The sequence below is a fragment of the Methylobacterium sp. E-012 genome (assembly GCF_057836545.1).
The window spans coordinates 3,254,680-3,269,185 of record NZ_JBYQEY010000001.1; the positions used below are offsets into that span (position 1 = coordinate 3,254,680).

Consider the following 14,506-nt stretch of genomic DNA (forward strand, 5'->3'; position numbering starts at 1 on the left):
GTTGTCGTATAAACGCTCAGCTTACGGCTCAGGCTATGCCGCTACAGCCTCGGCGCCTCTGGCCGCTGGTTTGGCGTGTGCGCATGCCGAGCTTGATAGAGGATCCGTTAACCATACCGCCCCACCATGCTCTCAGCGATCGGCTCCGGCCGCGCGCCGGAAGAGCAGCACCGGGATCGTCTTGAGACGGCGGGCCTTGGTGCGGCCTCGCCGGCCCAGTCGCGCTGATCGGCATGATTGCGGCCAAGCTTGAGCCCAGCTATGCGCGCCACCTCGGGGTGTGCGGGAGCAGGAATGAGCGATGTCGTGGCCGCCCTGCTTCTAGCGCTGGCGGCTGAGAACGCCGAGTTGCGCGAGCAACTGGCCTCCGCTCAAGACATGCTCGTCGAGACCGCGATCGACGCCGGCAACATGCACGCCCTCGTGGAGGCCATGCGGACCGAGCGCGATGCGTGGCGCGAGGAGGCCGAGCGGCTACAAGGCCGCCGAACCCGAACGGCCTGACGCCTCGACAGGCGCACCGCCAGGCGCCCTGACCTATCCAGCCCGCCCACCCCGGGGCAGCATCGAGTAGAACCGGCTCGCGTCGAACTGCTGCCGGGCCTGCTGTAGGGTCATCGCTCGCCCATCCATCTTTGGGGGCGCCATTCCGCCGCCGCCCGCCGCCTTCTGGCCCTGCTTCTGCTGCCCGCCCGCGATGCTCTTGAGCGCGCTGGCGATACCGCCGTAGGGACTAGCGTCCTCCTGCTGGCCCTGCGACCCGTCCAGCGCCGTCGGCTGACCGGCCAGGGACGCGGCGTCGGGCGTCGGGGAAGACTGCCCCGGAACGGCAGAATCTTGCCCGACGACGCCACCGAGGCCGAAACCGCCCTGTTGCGCCGTCGAGCCCATCGAGGCGTCCATAGGGGCGGCGATTCCCGGTGTCATGGACCGCGGCTGACCGCCGGTTGGCATCTGCGGCTGGAAGTTGCCGCCCTGGAAGGCTGCCGCTTTGGCCTCGTGCGGGGCCATACTCGCTACCTTGTCGGCTGAGTTGCCCGGTGCGCCACCGTTGCCCGCGTCGGAGGCGCCATACAGGCCTGGGTGCCCTGCGTTGATCGTGGAATACAGATCCAGCCGTCTCATCCCGGGCTGAAAGCCGCGATCCGTCAGATAGCGCTCGACCGCGGGCAACTGATCCTGAAACGACTGGCCCGCCGATGCGCCATAGGCCTGCTGTTCGGTCGGGCCGAACTGGATCAAGCCGACATGGCGACCGCCCGCACCGCCATACTGCGACGGGGACATGGTGCCGCCGGTCTCGTAGGACATGACCGTAGCGAGATCGAGCGGGTCGACCCCGATCCGGCGCGCGCTGGCGATCAGCGCATCCCGGTCCGACATCGACGGCGTCGCGGCCTCGGCGCTGTTCGGGCCCAGCGCCGAAATCAGGCTGGCGCCTGTGGCCGCCGCGTTCGGGTTCAGGACAGGGGTCGGGGCACCGGTCGGCGGTGTCGGCGGCGTGTAGCCCGTGAAGCCCGGCGGGGTGGCCGAGGGCACGCTCTGGTCTTGCGCCGACGCTTGGGCCGCCTGCCCAAGCCCGAGAAGGCCGGTCGGCAACCCTAACGTGTCGTCCTGCGCGAATACGGGAATGCCTCCGAAGCCGTTACTCATGACGCTGCCCTTTTGTGCGAGAATCAGCCCGCCAGCGGCGGTCGGATGCGGTTCGACGCTAAGGGCGTTATTCCCGGCGACGGCCGTCCTGGGCCGAATCTGCAGCCTCTGTCGGCTATCGACAGAATGGCAAGGCGGGGCCATCTTCATGCGATGCCCCGCTGGCTCGAAATCCTGCTGACCCTGGTGCTGTTCGCCATCGGCATGGCGGCGCTGTCGTGGGCCGTGAACGCGACTTTACCAGCAGGTGTCGATTGGCTCTGGGACCGCATCGGCGGCGTAGCCGTGTGGGTCGGGATCATCACGTTCTGGATCATCGGTGGCTTTTTTGCCTGGAACGGTCATCGGCCCACGAAGGGCAGCGCCGGCAGGTAGGTCCGCGCTCGGTCGGCCTGAGAGATTGCGCCAGCCTGCGCGCCGATCCGCGCTGCATCGCCATAGGCCCCAGCCTGCCGCATCATCGCTCCGCGCCGTTCTATCGCCGACAGTAGCGTGTCGAGGGCATCGCCGCCCTGCATCGTCACGGCACGGGCGAGCTGTTGGTTGCGGGCGATGTCGGCTTGCCGACCGGCGGAACTGGCCGCGAGCTTGAGGCCGCCCATGGCCGCCTTGCTCGCCAGAGCCCCCGCGCCCGCCCCAGCGCCGCCGACCAGGGTCGCGACCCCCGGCAGCACGTCGGTGGCGCCCGCCGACACCTCCCGCGGGGCGATGTCCCGGGCCGATGCGGCGCGCTGAGCCGTCTGACTGCCGCGCACCACGTCATTGTAGGTCCGATCGAACTGCGCTTCGCGCCCCACCGTCGAGGCGAGCTGCTGGGTCGGCTGAAGGCCCCGGACAGGTCGGAGTGCTGGTAGTCGCGGTCCTCGTCGTCCATGCCGATGCTCCAGGCCGCCCCACAACGAACTGCCCCCATGGTCCCGACCCGGGACGGCCACCTACCCAGCGTTGGCACAATCGGGCAATTGCCTTTTGCCATACAGCTCCCGAGCCGCGTTGCGTATCGGCTCGACCGCTGGTGAGATCGGACGCTCCCTCGCCCCGCGATCGGATCGGGACGGGGCCGAGCGTACAGAACCACAGGCGGCAGATGGTGGAGGCAAAGTAGTTTCAGCTTCGGCCGGGTTTTGGCGAAGCTGGCCCATAGCGCTCTTCCAGCTCGGCTCGCCCTGCATCGGTGATCTGGTACTCGGCGCTGTCCTTCTCGGGATCCGTCCGCCCGGTGGCAACTACAAGGCCGAGAACCTCCAAGCGACGCATGTAGGCGGTCACCGGATAGAAGCGTGCGCCAGTCTCAGAAAGCAGGCGGAGGCGGTACAGGCTGGCGGGCGGGAGCTTGTGCATCGCCAGGCAGTGTACCAATCGACGGCTGCGAGGTCAGGCCCTGCTCTGAGCCTGCGCCACGCTGCTGAAACTGACTGGCCTGTCATGCCTTCCGCAGCCGCACCCCCGGCCCGTCGCCGCTCTCCTCGATGAAGATGAAGCCGGCGGCTGTCAGTTCGGTCCCTTGTGCTTCCTGCTAGGCCGATCGCTTCGCCAAGCGAAGTAGCCGACGGCCAGCAGAGACAGGAATAGCCCCGTCCAGACGCCGCCCTCGGTCATCTTCGCGACGAACCATTCCAAAGGCGTCGGTGCGACCGGATCCTGCGACCAACCGACGGCCATCACGATGGCACCGATCAGGGCGAAGCCGAACAGGATCACGGTGGGAATCGGCATCAGCAGGCCCCTTCTCGCACCGCGCGGTGCCGCAAGCCTCCTTGACTGAAGAGCCAGTCGCTCATGGCGCGACCGGATCACCACGGAAGCCGCGGGCATCGAAGACGCGCCGGACGAAGCCCGTCTTTTTGGCTCCATCCAACCAATCGGTCACATAGGCAAGGGCGCCGGGCCGCCCCTTCGGCAGCGCAACAGCCACCTGCGTCCGCTGGAAGCCGCCCGTGACGATCCGCGAGCCCGGGACCTGCTGGACGACCGGCCGCAGCGTATCGCGCGACAGGGCGAAGGCTTCCGCCTGGCCGGCGCGCATCCGCTCCACGGCCTCGGCCACGGTCGGGACCGCCACGGGCTGCGTGTGCGTCAGCGTCCGGGCGGAGGCGCGGAACGTCGTGGTGCCCTCGATCGCCAGGACGCGGACGCCCGGCTGGTCGACCTGCGCGACGTCGACGATGCCCGAGGCGGCGCTGGCTAGGTAGGTACTTTCCAGATCGTAGTACCCTGGCCCGAACTCGAGCATCTGCCGCCTGGTCGCATCGACCGGCATGAAGCTTACGTCGATCGTCGCGGCCTGGAGCGCCGCGGCCGCGGCTCCCGAATTCGGGAACAGGGTCACGGCGAGCGGCAACCCAGCCTTCACGGCTAGGTCGGCACTCAGGTCGGCCGTGACGCCCTCGGGCTTCCCGTCAGCGGCGCGACTGACGAAGATGAGGCCGGGGGAGGGGGCCTCAATCAGGCCGACCCTGAGCGCGCCGGTCGGGGCGAGCTCGGTCTTTACAACCGCATCCTGAGCTTCGCTTGAGATCGTCATGCTGGCGATGAGGGCGGCCGCGGCGAGGAGCGAACAGGTGAGAGGTTCGAGCCGCCTGCTTCCGCAGTGCTTCCGCAGCCAATTCTCGACCACAGGGCACCGCCCTTTAAGTCATTCAAATGATTGGCGCACCCGACACGATTCGAACGTGTGACCTTTGCCTTCGGAGGGCAACGCTCTATCCAGCTGAGCTACGGGTGCTAGCCGCGCCGGTGTCCTAACCCAACCGCGCGGCCAGCGCAACGGCGCCGATCCGCCGCTCTTCGTCACCGGAGCGGCTGGGGCGGGGGCGGGGCTGTTCTCTGCCCTGATGCGACAACCAGAAGGTGTGGTGGCCGTAGCCAGAGGCGCCCGGCTGTGCTGAAACGGTCCGACGAACGGCGGCAGGGCGTGCAGGCGCCGACGGCGCGCCGGCAGCACGGCCTCGGTTTGCCCTTGACCCTCCAGCACGGCACTGCGGCGCGGCCGCGGATCACGGCGGACGACGTGGCCCGGCGCATCGCCGGCCTCGGGCCGGGCGAGCGCCTCGTCGTCCTGGGCATCGGCCGCGCCGCCCTCGCCACCCTCGTGCGGGAGGGCAGCGACCGCGGCGCGCTGCTGGTCGAGGGCGCGGACCGGTCCACCGCCACGGCGCTCATCGACCGGATCCTCGACGACCTGGCCGAGCTGGCCCTCGACCGCTGGCCGCACTGGCACGGCGGCGACGCGTCCCTTACCCCGGTCACCGCCGATCCGTGGCTGAAGGCGGCGTCGAAGCGCGCCCGCCTCGGCCTGAGGCCGCGCTTCCGGACGCTGGGGCAGGATCACGAACTCCTCCGCCTCGCGCGGGCGATCGACCCCGCCGGAATCGTCCTGATCTGGGAGATCGACCCGGCCTCGGCGGCCCGCGCCCGCCCGACGATCGAGGCCCTGGAATGGTGCGGCCGGCATGGGGCCGCGGTGGTGGCCACCCTCGCCGCGGAGCCGCCCGAGACGGCGCCCTACGACCGGATCCTCTACGGCGCCCGCACCTTCGCCGCGGAGGACCGCCCGGCGGCGGAGCGCTTCATCCCGCCGGCCGGCGGGCTCCCGGCGAGCGCGATCGAGCGCCGGGTCGCGGCGGCGCTGGATCAAGATCCTGAACTCGCGGGCCTGTTCGTCTGCAACGCCCTGGTTCCGGTGGGCGCCTGGGGGGTGCGGCCGCGGGTCGACCTGCTGTGCCGCACGCGCCGCGTGGTCGTGGAACTCGACGGTCCCGAGCACCGGGCCGAGCCCAAGTTCGGCAACGACCGCCACCGGGACTACGAGCTGCTGACCGCGGGCTACCGGGTCCTGCGCTTGACCAACGATCAGGTCACGGCCGACCTTCCCCTGGCGATCGAGAAGATCCGTGCCGTGATCCGCCTCGGGCCCGGCGCGCAGGACGAGGTGAGCCGATGAGTGAGTCGCCGACGCCGCAGCAGGCCCTGCTCCTGTGGTGCCTCCTCGGCCGGGGCGGAACCGCCCTGCAGGGCACGCTCGTGCCGGAGGTCAGGAAGGCCGACCGGGAGGCGCTGATCGCGGGGCGCTATATCACGGTGGAGACGCAGGGGCGCGCGCTGCGGCTGACCGTCACCGACAGGGGCTGGAACTGGGCGGGGGCCCATCTGGACGCAGCCCTGCCGCCGGCCTTCCGGGTGCTGCAGGATTGGCTGGGACGAATCGCGGCCGATCTGGCGGCGACCGGGCGCCCCCTCGCGGACCTTATCGGACCCGTTCCCGACGCGCCGCCACCCGCCACGGCGCGCGCCCCCGCGGTCAAGTCCGCCAAGGACCCGAAGGCGTCGAAGCCGCCGAAGACGGCAAATCCCAAGAAAACATCTAGTCCCAAGAAAGCGCCAAGTCTCAAGAAAGTGCGAAGTCCCAAGAAACCGCCCGGCCCGAAGCAGCTCCGCGCCCGGATCGAGGCGGCCTATCTCGCGCTGACCGGCGGCGAGCGGGCCCGGCCCGTGCGCCTGAGCGCGCTGCGCGCCGAGCTCGCCGACCTCGACCGCGCGACGGTCGATGCGGGTCTCCTGGCGATCTCAAGCGGCGACAAGACCGCACGGCTGAGCCAGTTCAGCGATCCCCGGTCGCTCGATGATGCCGAGCGCGACGCGGCGTTCAGCCCCGCGGGCGAGCCCTTCCACATCCTCCGGATCCAATCATGACCGATGCCCTCGACGCCCTGCGCCGGGTCGATTTCGACTGGGTCCGCACCCTCGACAGCATCTGGGTCGATACCCCACCCACCGGCAGCCCGAACGAGCGGCTCGTCCCGGACCTTATCGCCGGCCTCCACGCCAAGGCCCGCACACCCGCCGACCGGGCGCTGGGCCGCGTCTTCGTAGGCCCGGCCGGGGTCGGCAAGACGCACCTGATCGGGCAGATCCGGCAGGAGGCGTGGCGCACGGGGGCGTGGTTCGTACCCCTCGACGTCCTCGGCCTGACGGATTTCTGGCGCAGCGCCGCCCTGAGCTTCGTCACCGCCCTGCTGCAGACGATGCCGGACGGGCGGCGCCAATCGGATGCGGTGCTGGCGGGGGTGGCGCGCCGCTTCGGCGTCGAGACGCAGGTCGAGGCCGCGTTCAACACCCCGAACATCGATGCCCGCCGGATCGTCGACGTCCTGGTCACGGCGCTGATGCGGGTCGATGCCGGCCGCGCCCTCAAGCACCTCGACGTGTTCCGGGCGCTGTGCCTGCTGCGCTCGCAGGATTTCGGCGTGGTCGGCCTCGCCCATGCCTGGCTGCAGGGCTACGACGCGGATCCTACGGAGCGGGGCGCCCTGGGTTTCAAGACGCCGCCGCCGGCCCCGGTCGAGCTCGTGCGCGGCATGTGCTGGATCATGGCGCTCAGCGGGCCGACGATCGTCGCGGTCGACCAGATCGACGGGATCATCGAGAGCAGCCGGCTCGCCGCCCAGGACGGGCTCGACGCGGAGGCCGGCCTCGCCGAGGTGCTGGCCGCGGGCCTGCTCGAGGTCAATGTCGTCTGCGACCGCAGCATGACGGTGGTGACCTGCCTGGAGGAATCCTGGGAGCGCCTCAGCGCACGCAGCCTCACGCCGATGCCGGACCGTTTCGCGGAGCCGATGGGTCTGCTGGGCATGAACGAGCGGGCCGCCGCGGCCGCGCTGGTAGCCGGCCGGCTGGCCCCGGCCTACGCGGAGGCCGGGTTCAAGGCCAAGTCCCCGACTTGGCCGTTCGGCGAGCCCGCCATCGCGGCGGCGGCGGCGGCCAACATGATGCCCCGGACCCTGCTGATGCGCTGCGACGCCTTCCGCCGCCGCTGCCTCGCGGAGGGGGCGGTCACCGAGTGCGACGACCTCGGCGTGGTCGTTGCGTCACCCCCGACGTCGAACCCCCCCACCGAATTCGACCTCGCCGCCGCCCGCGACGCGGCCGACATCGCGGGTATCCGCGGCGATGAGGACGCTTGGCTCGGCCAGCTGCTGCGCGACGTCTTCGATCTCTACGCCCTGGAGGACGAGCCCGACGACACCCTCGACGTCGCCAGCAAGGGCGAGCCCGACCAGAGGATCCCGCCGCTCCACGGACGGCTGATCTTCATCCACCACGATGAGAACGACCGCGAGCGGCACGTCTGCTACCGGGCGCTCCAGCACCAGAACGCCATCGCGTTCCAGGCGCGCCTGCGGGCGGCGCTGACGGCCTCCGGCATCTCGGCCCGGATCCCCGACCGGGACCTGCTGCTGGTCCGCCGCGGGCCGATGCCGGGCGGGGCCAAGACGAAGCAGCTCATCGAGGCGTTCACGGCGGCCGGGGGCCGGGCGATTGACCCCTCGGACGCGGATCTGCGCGTCTTCGTCGGCCTGCGCGACCTGCACGCCTGGGCCCAGGCGGAGGGCGTCTCCGACCGGTTCGAGCGCTGGATCCGCGCCGAGCAGCCGTTGGTGAAGACCGCCTTCTTCCAGGCGGCGGGCCTCGACCACGCGGGCGGCGGCGGGGCGAGCCTGGCCGCACCGGACGCACGATCGGATGCCGAAGGACCGGGGGACCGCCCCGCCGCCGCCAAGGCCGCTCCGGAGGCCACCCCCAGAACCGCGCCGAAAGCCGGGTCCGGGCCGACCCCCGGGGACAAGCCCGGCTCGCCGCCGGCGCAGGTGGAGGTGGAGGTGGAGGAGCCGGCGCCCGCGACCGCCCCGGACGCGATCCCGGTCGGCCATCGGCTCACCCCCGAAGCGCCCGCCGTCAGCCTGCCGCTGCGCCTGCTGCCCCGCCACACGGCGATCATCGCGGGTTCGGGCTCCGGCAAGACCGTGCTCCTGCGCCGCCTCGTGGAGGAGGCCGCCCTGGCGGGGATCCCCGCCATCGTGATCGATCCCAACAACGACCTCTCGCGGCTCGGCGACCCGTGGCCGGAGCGGCCGAAGGGGTTTTCCCCGGAGGACGAGCGCAAGGCGGCCCTCTATGCCGGGCGGGTCGAGGTCGTGGTCTGGACGCCGGGGGTGCATGCCGGCAACCCGCTGTTCCTCTCCGTCCTGCCCGACTTCGCCGAGTTGGGCACGGACCGGGACGAGCGCCAGCAGGCCATCGAGATGGCAGCCGAGACCCTCGGGCCGCTGGCCGGCGCCAAGACCAATCTCCTGCGCGGCGTGCTCGCGGGGGCGCTCAAGCACTTTTCGGAGCGCGGCGGCAAACTCGGCGATCTCATCGCCCTGCTGGCCGATCTGCCGGACGGGATCAGCGACATCGGCAACGCCGCCAAGCACGCGGCCGGCATGGCGGACCAGCTCCGCGCGGCGATCGCCACGAACCCGCTCCTCAAGGTCGAGGGCACGGTGCTCGATCCGCGCCACCTGTTCTTCGGCCCCGACCCGGCGCGCACCCGCATCTCGGTGATCAACCTGTCGGGGCTGGCCTCGGAGGCGGCCCGGGAGGATTTCGTGAACCGGCTCCAGATGACGCTGTTTGGCTGGATCAAGAAGAACCCGTCGCCCCGCGGCATGCTCTACGTGGTCGACGAGGCGCAGACCTTCCTGCCCGCCCAGCGGGCGTCGCCAAGCCTTGGCAGCGGCATCAAGCTCGTGGCGCAGGGCCGCAAGTACGGGCTCGGGATGATCGTGGCGACGCAGGTGCCCCGCGGCATCCACAACCAGGTCGTCTCCAACTGCACCACCCAGTTCTTCGGCCGGCAGAGCGCGCCGGCCACCATCGCGGCCGCCCAGGAGATCCTCGCGGCCAATGGCGGCACCGCCGCCGATATCGGCAAGCTCGGGGCCGGGGAGTTCTACTTCGCCACCGAGGGGTCGGGGCGTCCGGCCCGGCTGCGCACGCCGCTCTGCCTGTCCTACCACCCGGCCAACCCGCCGACGCCCGAGGAGGTGGTGCGTCAGGCCCGGCTTTCGGCCGGGGCGGCCCCCCGGACCCGGGACGCCTGACCGCCCCGGCGGCCGTTCTCGGGATGATGCTCCAGGGCACGCGCCGCCGCAGGGACAACCGGCCCGGCCATCACCACGCACCGGCCTCGGCCTGTCCAGATCTGGACAGGCCCGGGGTGCACGCCGCGAAGGTTCCGCACCGGTCCGGATAGAGGATCGTCGGCGCCGCGGCCTGTAATACGGATGTCATGGTTCTCCCTTGAAGCTGATCCCATCCCGCAGATCAGAATCCTGCGCCCGTCCGGAGGAAGCGGCCCATGACGTTCGAGTGGCTGAAGGTCTATCCCTCGGCCGCGCAGATCTCGTCATGACCGCCGCACTCGCTCTTCCAGGTCTCGGTTCAGGTATCGCGCGCGCTCATGCGCCGCGCGACGCGGTTGACGCCAGCGATCTCACACGCTTGTTCGCGGCCGTCCTGCGCCGGGGCGATGCGGAGACGATCACCGTCCGGGAGTTGCTCGGCGGATTGGAGACCAGCGCCTTCGGCATCCCCCTCGCCGCCCTGGCGGTGCCCGAGATCATACCGGTCCCGGTTCCGGGCGTGTCCCTCGTCATCGCCATCCCGACCGCGATGATCGGCGCGCAGATGGTCACGGCCCGGGACCGTGTCTGGCTGCCGCCCGCGTTGCTGGACAAGCGGATCCCGGCCAAGCCGCTCAAGCGGGCGGTGCGGGCGATGCTGCCGCTGCTGCGCCGGATCGACGGCGTCACGCGGCTCCGCGGCGCGGTCTTCCACGGCCAGGGCGGCCAGCGGGTCGTGGGCGGCGCGGTCATCATCCTGGCGCTGCTGATCGCGCTGCCGATCCCGGGGACGAACGCGCCCCTCGCCCTCACCATCTTCATCCTGGCGATCGGCCTGATCCGCCGGGACGGCCTGCTGATCGCGGCCGGCCTCCTGCTCACGGCCGCCTCCGCGGCCCTGATGGCCGGTGCCGCGCTCGCGCTCACCGAATGGCTCTTCGGAGCCCTGCTGGCCTGAGCCAACCCCGTTCGCTTCCTCGTCATCCCCGCAAGGACAACCGCGTCATGAGTTCTTCCACAGCCACCGCCCAGGATCCGTTCGCAATCCTCGGCGAGACGCTCGAGACCGCCGCCGGCGCCCTCGACGTGCCGACCGCCCATGCGCGGGAATCGGCCCATCGGGCCGCGGCCACGACCAAGCGGGTTGTCGGCTCGGGGGTGTACTCCCTCAGCTACGCGCTGGCTTACGGCAGCGTCTTCGCGGCGACCTACGTGCACGACCTGCTGCCGGACGGCAGCGCGGTCCGGCGCGGCCTCTCGGACGGCAGCCACGATGCCCTCTCGGCCCGCTCCCGCCGCATCCTGCTGAAGGAGGAGGCGGCCGCGTCGGTTCCGCCGACGGACCCGCACGGGTCGCACGACCTGCACGGGTCGCACGACCCGCACGCGGCCGAGTCCCACGGCGCCCCCCTCCGCAACGGCCATGTCGACGGCGACACCCGCACCCGGATCGACGCCCTGGCGGGCCAGTTCGAAGGCGAGCGCTAGAATCCGCCGCCGCGGTCCGGCACCATGTCCTCCATCGGCTCCGACGCCTTCGCCACCCCCCGATCGGCGCGATTCTCGGTCCGGATCCCGGGGCCGGACCGCTTCGTGGTGGGCGGCCCCGAATGGTTCGCCTCGCCCGACCGCACCGCCGATTTCCTGCGGGTGACGCTGGCCGCGCCCGCCGTCCGGTCGGTCACGATCGACCGCAAGCTCCGCGAGGCCGAGATCAGCCACGTGGCCGGCGCCCGGGACGCGGTGGTGGCGACCTATCGCACCCGGCCGACGAACCCCCTCGATCTCGATGTCGACCTCGACGATCCGGAGGCCGGCAGCCATCGCCGCCGGTCGTTCTTCCGCTACGGCCGTCTGATCAGCGACTGGATCCGCCAGGAGGAGCGGCCGGGGCTGCTCCGGCTCCGGCATCCCGGCCTGCGCGGCCGCCCCCCCGTCTGGGACGCGGTGGCCGAGGGCCTCGAAGGTCTGCTCGGCCTCCTCGCCTTCCGGGTGGACGGGATCGGCGGAAGCCTCACGGTCCGGTTCGACCCGGCCCTGATCCATCCCCAGCAGATCGTCCACGGGCTGCATCGGGCGGTCCGGGACCGGGCCGGCGACGCCGTCGGCCCGGTCCTGCAGCGGCTCGACCTGCCGGTCGCCACCGCGTCCCTGGTGCTCTCGGGCGTGGCGACCTTCGCGGCGCCGGCCCTTCTGCCGGCCGGCACCGCGCTGATGCTCGCCACGGCCCTGCCCAGCTATCGCCAGGCCGCGCGGGTCCTCGTCCGCGAGCGGCGGCTGGCCGTCGACGTGCTCGACAGCATCATCTTCACCACCTGCCTGTTCACCGGCGAGATCTTCGCCGGCGCGATGACCGCCTTCTTCCTCAGCGTCGGGCGCACGCTGCTGCGCAGGACCCAGGCGCAATCGGCGCGGCTCCTCGTCGATGCCTTCGGCCGCCAGCCGAGCATCGTGCGCCTGGAACGCGCGGACGGCTCCACCGCCGAGGTGCCGGTCGAGGAGATCCGGGCCGGGGACGTGATCGTCGTCAACACCGGCGAGGCGGTCCCGGTGGACGGGACGGTCCAATCGGGGGAGGGCATGCTGGACCAGCAGGCCCTCACCGGCGAGGCGGCCCCGGTCGAGCGCGGCGCCGACGACCCGGTGCTGGCCGCGACCCTGCTGGTCGCCGGCCAGATCCGCGTGCGGGTCGAGCGGGCCGGCCGGGACACCACCGCGGGCAAGATCGCCGACATCCTGCGCGAGACCGTCGCGCACAAGCTGGAACTCCAGTCCCGGGGCGAGGCGCTGGCCGATTCGATCGTGGTGCCGGCGCTCGGCGTCTCGGCGCTGGCCGGCGGCCTGATCGGGTCGAGCGCCGCGCTGGCGGTCATCAACTCGGATCTCGGCACCGGCATCCGCATGGCGGCGCCGCTCGCCGTCGTGACCTCCCTGTCGGCCTGCATCCGCTCCGGCATCCTGGTGAAGCAGGGCCGCGCCCTGGAGACGCTGCCCAAGATCGACACCGTGGTGTTCGACAAGACCGGCACGCTGACCCGCTCGGTGCCCGAGGTCGGGGAGGTGGTGGCCTGCGGCGCGCACGCGCCCGACGCGATCCTGCGGCTGGCCGCGGCGGCCGAACAGAACTTCTCCCACCCGATCGCCCGGGCGATCGTCGATCACTACCACGCGCAGGGCGGGGGCCCCCTGCCGGTGCTCGACGCCTCGCAATACGCCCTCGGCTTCGGGCTCACCGTGACCATCGAGGGCAGGCGGGTGCGGCTCGGCAGCCGCCGGTTCATGGATCGGGAGGGCCTCGCCTTCCCGGATTCCTTCGACGGCGCCATGGCCCCGCGGCGCGAGGCCGGCCACACGCTGATCTACATGGGCGTGGACGACGCGCCGGCCGGCCTGGTCGACCTGCGCCCGTCGCAGCGGCCCGAGGCGGCCGACGCCGTGCAGAGCCTGCGCGCCGGGGGCATCCGGGAGCTGATCATCCTGTCGGGCGACCACGACCGGCCGACCCGCCAGCTCGCCGGCCAGCTCGGGATGGACCGCTACTTCGCCGAGGTCCTGCCGGAGGACAAGGCGGCGGTGATCGCGGGGCTGCAGCGGGAGGGGCGCCGCGTCTGCTTCGTGGGCGACGGCATCAACGACGCCCTGGCGCTCCGCCAGGCAGATGTCTCGGTCTCGCTGAGCGGCGCCGCCGGCATCGCCACCGACACGGCGCAGGTGGTCTTCCTGGAGGGCAACCTGCGGCGGATGGGCGAACTGTTCGATATCGCCCGGGAGTTGCACACCAATGTCGGCCAGAGCTGGACCCTGATCCGCGGCGCCAACGGCATCTGCGTGGCCGGCGTGTTCCTGGCCGGCTTCAACATCTGGCACTCGGTGTTCTTCAACAACGTCTCCGCCCTCGGCGCCCTCGGCAACGCCCTGCGCCCGCTCCAGCGCCGGGCGGGGACGGCGGGCGTCATCAACCTCCTCCGGTGACCGCCCGGCGCCGTCCGCGCGCATCCCGAACGCCCCCACAGAGGACCGACGCGCCGTGATCCTGACCTTCGTCCGCGGCGAGACCTGCCTGCATCCCCTCGACCGCTTCCCCGCGGAGGAGCGGCGCGCGCGGCTTGCCCAGTCCCTCTGGGTCGACCTCCTGGCCGCCACGCCCGAGGAATGCGCGCTGGTCTCCGCGACCCTCGGCGTCGAGCTGTTCAGCCCGGACGAGCTCCACGAGATCGAGGAATCGAGCCGCATCTTCGTGGAGGCGGACGCGCTCAATCTGATCTGCTGGCTGCCGTCCTTCGAGGCCGACGTGCCGGTCAATCTCCCGGTCGGCCTGATCGCCGACCGCCAGCGCCTGATCAGCATGCGGCAGGGCGAGTTCCAGGCCTTCCGCACCTATGCCGAGCCGCGCCGGCGCAGCGGCCTGCCGCGGGTCGACACGGCGGCCGACATGCTGGTGGACCTCCTCGACACCCTCGTCGGGCAGCTCGCCAGCACGCTGCGCATGGTCGAGCAGGACCTCAACGCCCTGACGACGGAGATCTTCGCCGACGGCGAAGCCCCCCGCGGCGGCATTCGCCGGGCGGGCGGCCTGCGCCGCAGAACGAGCTTCCGCGACCTGAAGGCGATCGTGCAGCGGCTCGGACGGCGCAACGCCCTGGTGGCCAACCTGCGCGAATCCGCCGTCACGGTGGCGACGATCATCCCGTTCATCGTCACCAACGAGCGGCACTTTGCGGGCCCGGAAACGGTGGCCCAGCTCAAGCTGATCGGCAAGGACGTCGCGTCGCTGCGCGACTACAACGGGCAGCTCTCGGCGGAGATCTCCTTCCTGCTCGACTCGACCATGGGCCTCATCACCATCGACGAGAACCAGAGCATGAAGTTCCTCGGCGTCGCCGCCCTCGTCGTGGCCTTCGTCTGAG

The 14,506-nt window shown here is 71.5% G+C and carries 13 protein-coding genes and 1 tRNA gene; 9 read left to right on the forward strand and 5 right to left on the reverse strand.

All coding sequences use genetic code 11. The annotated features are described in order from the left end of the window. Positions 1-294: 294 nt before the first annotated feature. Positions 295-504, forward strand: coding sequence for a hypothetical protein (locus tag AC3IF1_RS15740; RefSeq protein WP_489218353.1), 210 nt, complete (start codon positions 295-297; stop codon positions 502-504). A 33-nt stretch (positions 505-537) separates the two neighbouring features. Here the strand turns inward: AC3IF1_RS15740 and AC3IF1_RS15745 are convergent, their stop codons facing one another. Further along, entirely contained in the window at positions 538-1,653 is a 1,116-nt protein-coding gene (locus tag AC3IF1_RS15745; protein ID WP_489218354.1) for a hypothetical protein, read from the reverse strand. A 45-nt stretch (positions 1,654-1,698) separates the two neighbouring features. Here AC3IF1_RS15745 and AC3IF1_RS15750 point away from each other — a divergent pair, with 45 nt between their 5' ends. Then, a complete protein-coding gene (locus AC3IF1_RS15750) occupies positions 1,699-2,028 on the forward strand; it encodes a hypothetical protein (RefSeq protein ID WP_489218356.1) in 330 nt (109 codons plus the stop codon). On the opposite strand, the gene AC3IF1_RS15755 is transcribed toward AC3IF1_RS15750, so the two are convergent. The 4 genes from AC3IF1_RS15755 to AC3IF1_RS15770 form a co-directional block, all read right to left on the reverse strand. Beyond that, positions 1,995-2,450 carry a hypothetical protein gene (locus AC3IF1_RS15755; RefSeq protein ID WP_489218357.1) on the reverse strand — a complete coding sequence of 152 codons (456 nt, stop codon included), beginning with the start codon at positions 2,448-2,450 and terminating at the stop codon, positions 1,995-1,997. The genes AC3IF1_RS15750 and AC3IF1_RS15755 overlap by 34 nt on opposite strands. Positions 2,451-3,144: 694 nt before the next feature. After that, entirely contained in the window at positions 3,145-3,369 is a 225-nt protein-coding gene (locus AC3IF1_RS15760; protein WP_489218358.1) for a hypothetical protein, read from the reverse strand. A gap of 61 nt (positions 3,370-3,430) precedes the next feature. After that, a complete protein-coding gene (locus AC3IF1_RS15765; protein WP_489218359.1) occupies positions 3,431-4,177 on the reverse strand; it encodes a transporter substrate-binding domain-containing protein in 747 nt (248 codons plus the stop codon). Between the two features lie 124 nt (positions 4,178-4,301). Then, positions 4,302-4,378, reverse strand: a tRNA-Arg gene (locus AC3IF1_RS15770). Positions 4,379-4,534: 156 nt separating this feature from the next. Between AC3IF1_RS15770 and AC3IF1_RS15775 the strand changes: the two genes are divergently transcribed. From AC3IF1_RS15775 to AC3IF1_RS15805, 7 genes are all read left to right on the forward strand, one after another. Then, positions 4,535-5,596, forward strand: a complete 1,062-nt coding sequence (locus AC3IF1_RS15775) for an endonuclease domain-containing protein (protein ID WP_489218360.1) — start codon at positions 4,535-4,537, stop codon at positions 5,594-5,596. Continuing rightward, positions 5,593-6,345 carry a hypothetical protein gene (locus AC3IF1_RS15780; protein ID WP_489218361.1) on the forward strand — a complete coding sequence of 251 codons (753 nt, stop codon included), beginning with the start codon at positions 5,593-5,595 and terminating at the stop codon, positions 6,343-6,345. Before AC3IF1_RS15775 ends, AC3IF1_RS15780 begins: the two co-directional genes overlap by 4 nt. Then, positions 6,342-9,578, forward strand: a complete 3,237-nt coding sequence (locus tag AC3IF1_RS15785; RefSeq protein ID WP_489218362.1) for a helicase HerA domain-containing protein — start codon at positions 6,342-6,344, stop codon at positions 9,576-9,578. Before AC3IF1_RS15780 ends, AC3IF1_RS15785 begins: the two co-directional genes overlap by 4 nt. A gap of 400 nt (positions 9,579-9,978) precedes the next feature. Next, complete coding sequence (locus tag AC3IF1_RS15790) at positions 9,979-10,557, forward strand: exopolysaccharide biosynthesis protein (RefSeq protein WP_489218363.1); 579 nt, start codon at positions 9,979-9,981, stop codon at positions 10,555-10,557. A 47-nt stretch (positions 10,558-10,604) separates the two neighbouring features. Next, complete coding sequence (locus tag AC3IF1_RS15795; protein ID WP_489218364.1) at positions 10,605-11,087, forward strand: hypothetical protein; 483 nt, start codon at positions 10,605-10,607, stop codon at positions 11,085-11,087. A 24-nt stretch (positions 11,088-11,111) separates the two neighbouring features. Further along, a complete protein-coding gene (locus AC3IF1_RS15800; RefSeq protein ID WP_489218365.1) occupies positions 11,112-13,571 on the forward strand; it encodes a heavy metal translocating P-type ATPase in 2,460 nt (819 codons plus the stop codon). Between the two features lie 55 nt (positions 13,572-13,626). Next, positions 13,627-14,505 (forward strand): CorA family divalent cation transporter, encoded by an 879-nt coding sequence (locus AC3IF1_RS15805; protein ID WP_489218366.1) that lies wholly within the window; start codon positions 13,627-13,629, stop codon positions 14,503-14,505. Position 14,506 lies beyond the last annotated feature (1 nt).

Bases quoted from the DNA above. Each gene is read 5' to 3' on its own strand.
- AC3IF1_RS15780 (WP_489218361.1), top strand. From the start codon at position 5,593: ATGAGTGAGTCGCCGACGCCGCAGCAGGCCCTGCTCCTGTGGTGCCTC.
- AC3IF1_RS15760 (WP_489218358.1), bottom strand. From the start codon at position 3,369: ATGCCGATTCCCACCGTGATCCTGTTCGGCTTCGCCCTGATCGGTGCC.
- AC3IF1_RS15745 (WP_489218354.1), bottom strand. From the start codon at position 1,653: ATGAGTAACGGCTTCGGAGGCATTCCCGTATTCGCGCAGGACGACACG.
- AC3IF1_RS15740 (WP_489218353.1), top strand. From the start codon at position 295: ATGAGCGATGTCGTGGCCGCCCTGCTTCTAGCGCTGGCGGCTGAGAAC.
- AC3IF1_RS15785 (WP_489218362.1), top strand. From the start codon at position 6,342: ATGACCGATGCCCTCGACGCCCTGCGCCGGGTCGATTTCGACTGGGTC.
- AC3IF1_RS15795 (WP_489218364.1), top strand. From the start codon at position 10,605: ATGAGTTCTTCCACAGCCACCGCCCAGGATCCGTTCGCAATCCTCGGC.
- AC3IF1_RS15750 (WP_489218356.1), top strand. From the start codon at position 1,699: ATGCGGTTCGACGCTAAGGGCGTTATTCCCGGCGACGGCCGTCCTGGG.
- AC3IF1_RS15800 (WP_489218365.1), top strand. From the start codon at position 11,112: ATGTCCTCCATCGGCTCCGACGCCTTCGCCACCCCCCGATCGGCGCGA.
- AC3IF1_RS15765 (WP_489218359.1), bottom strand. From the start codon at position 4,177: ATGACGATCTCAAGCGAAGCTCAGGATGCGGTTGTAAAGACCGAGCTC.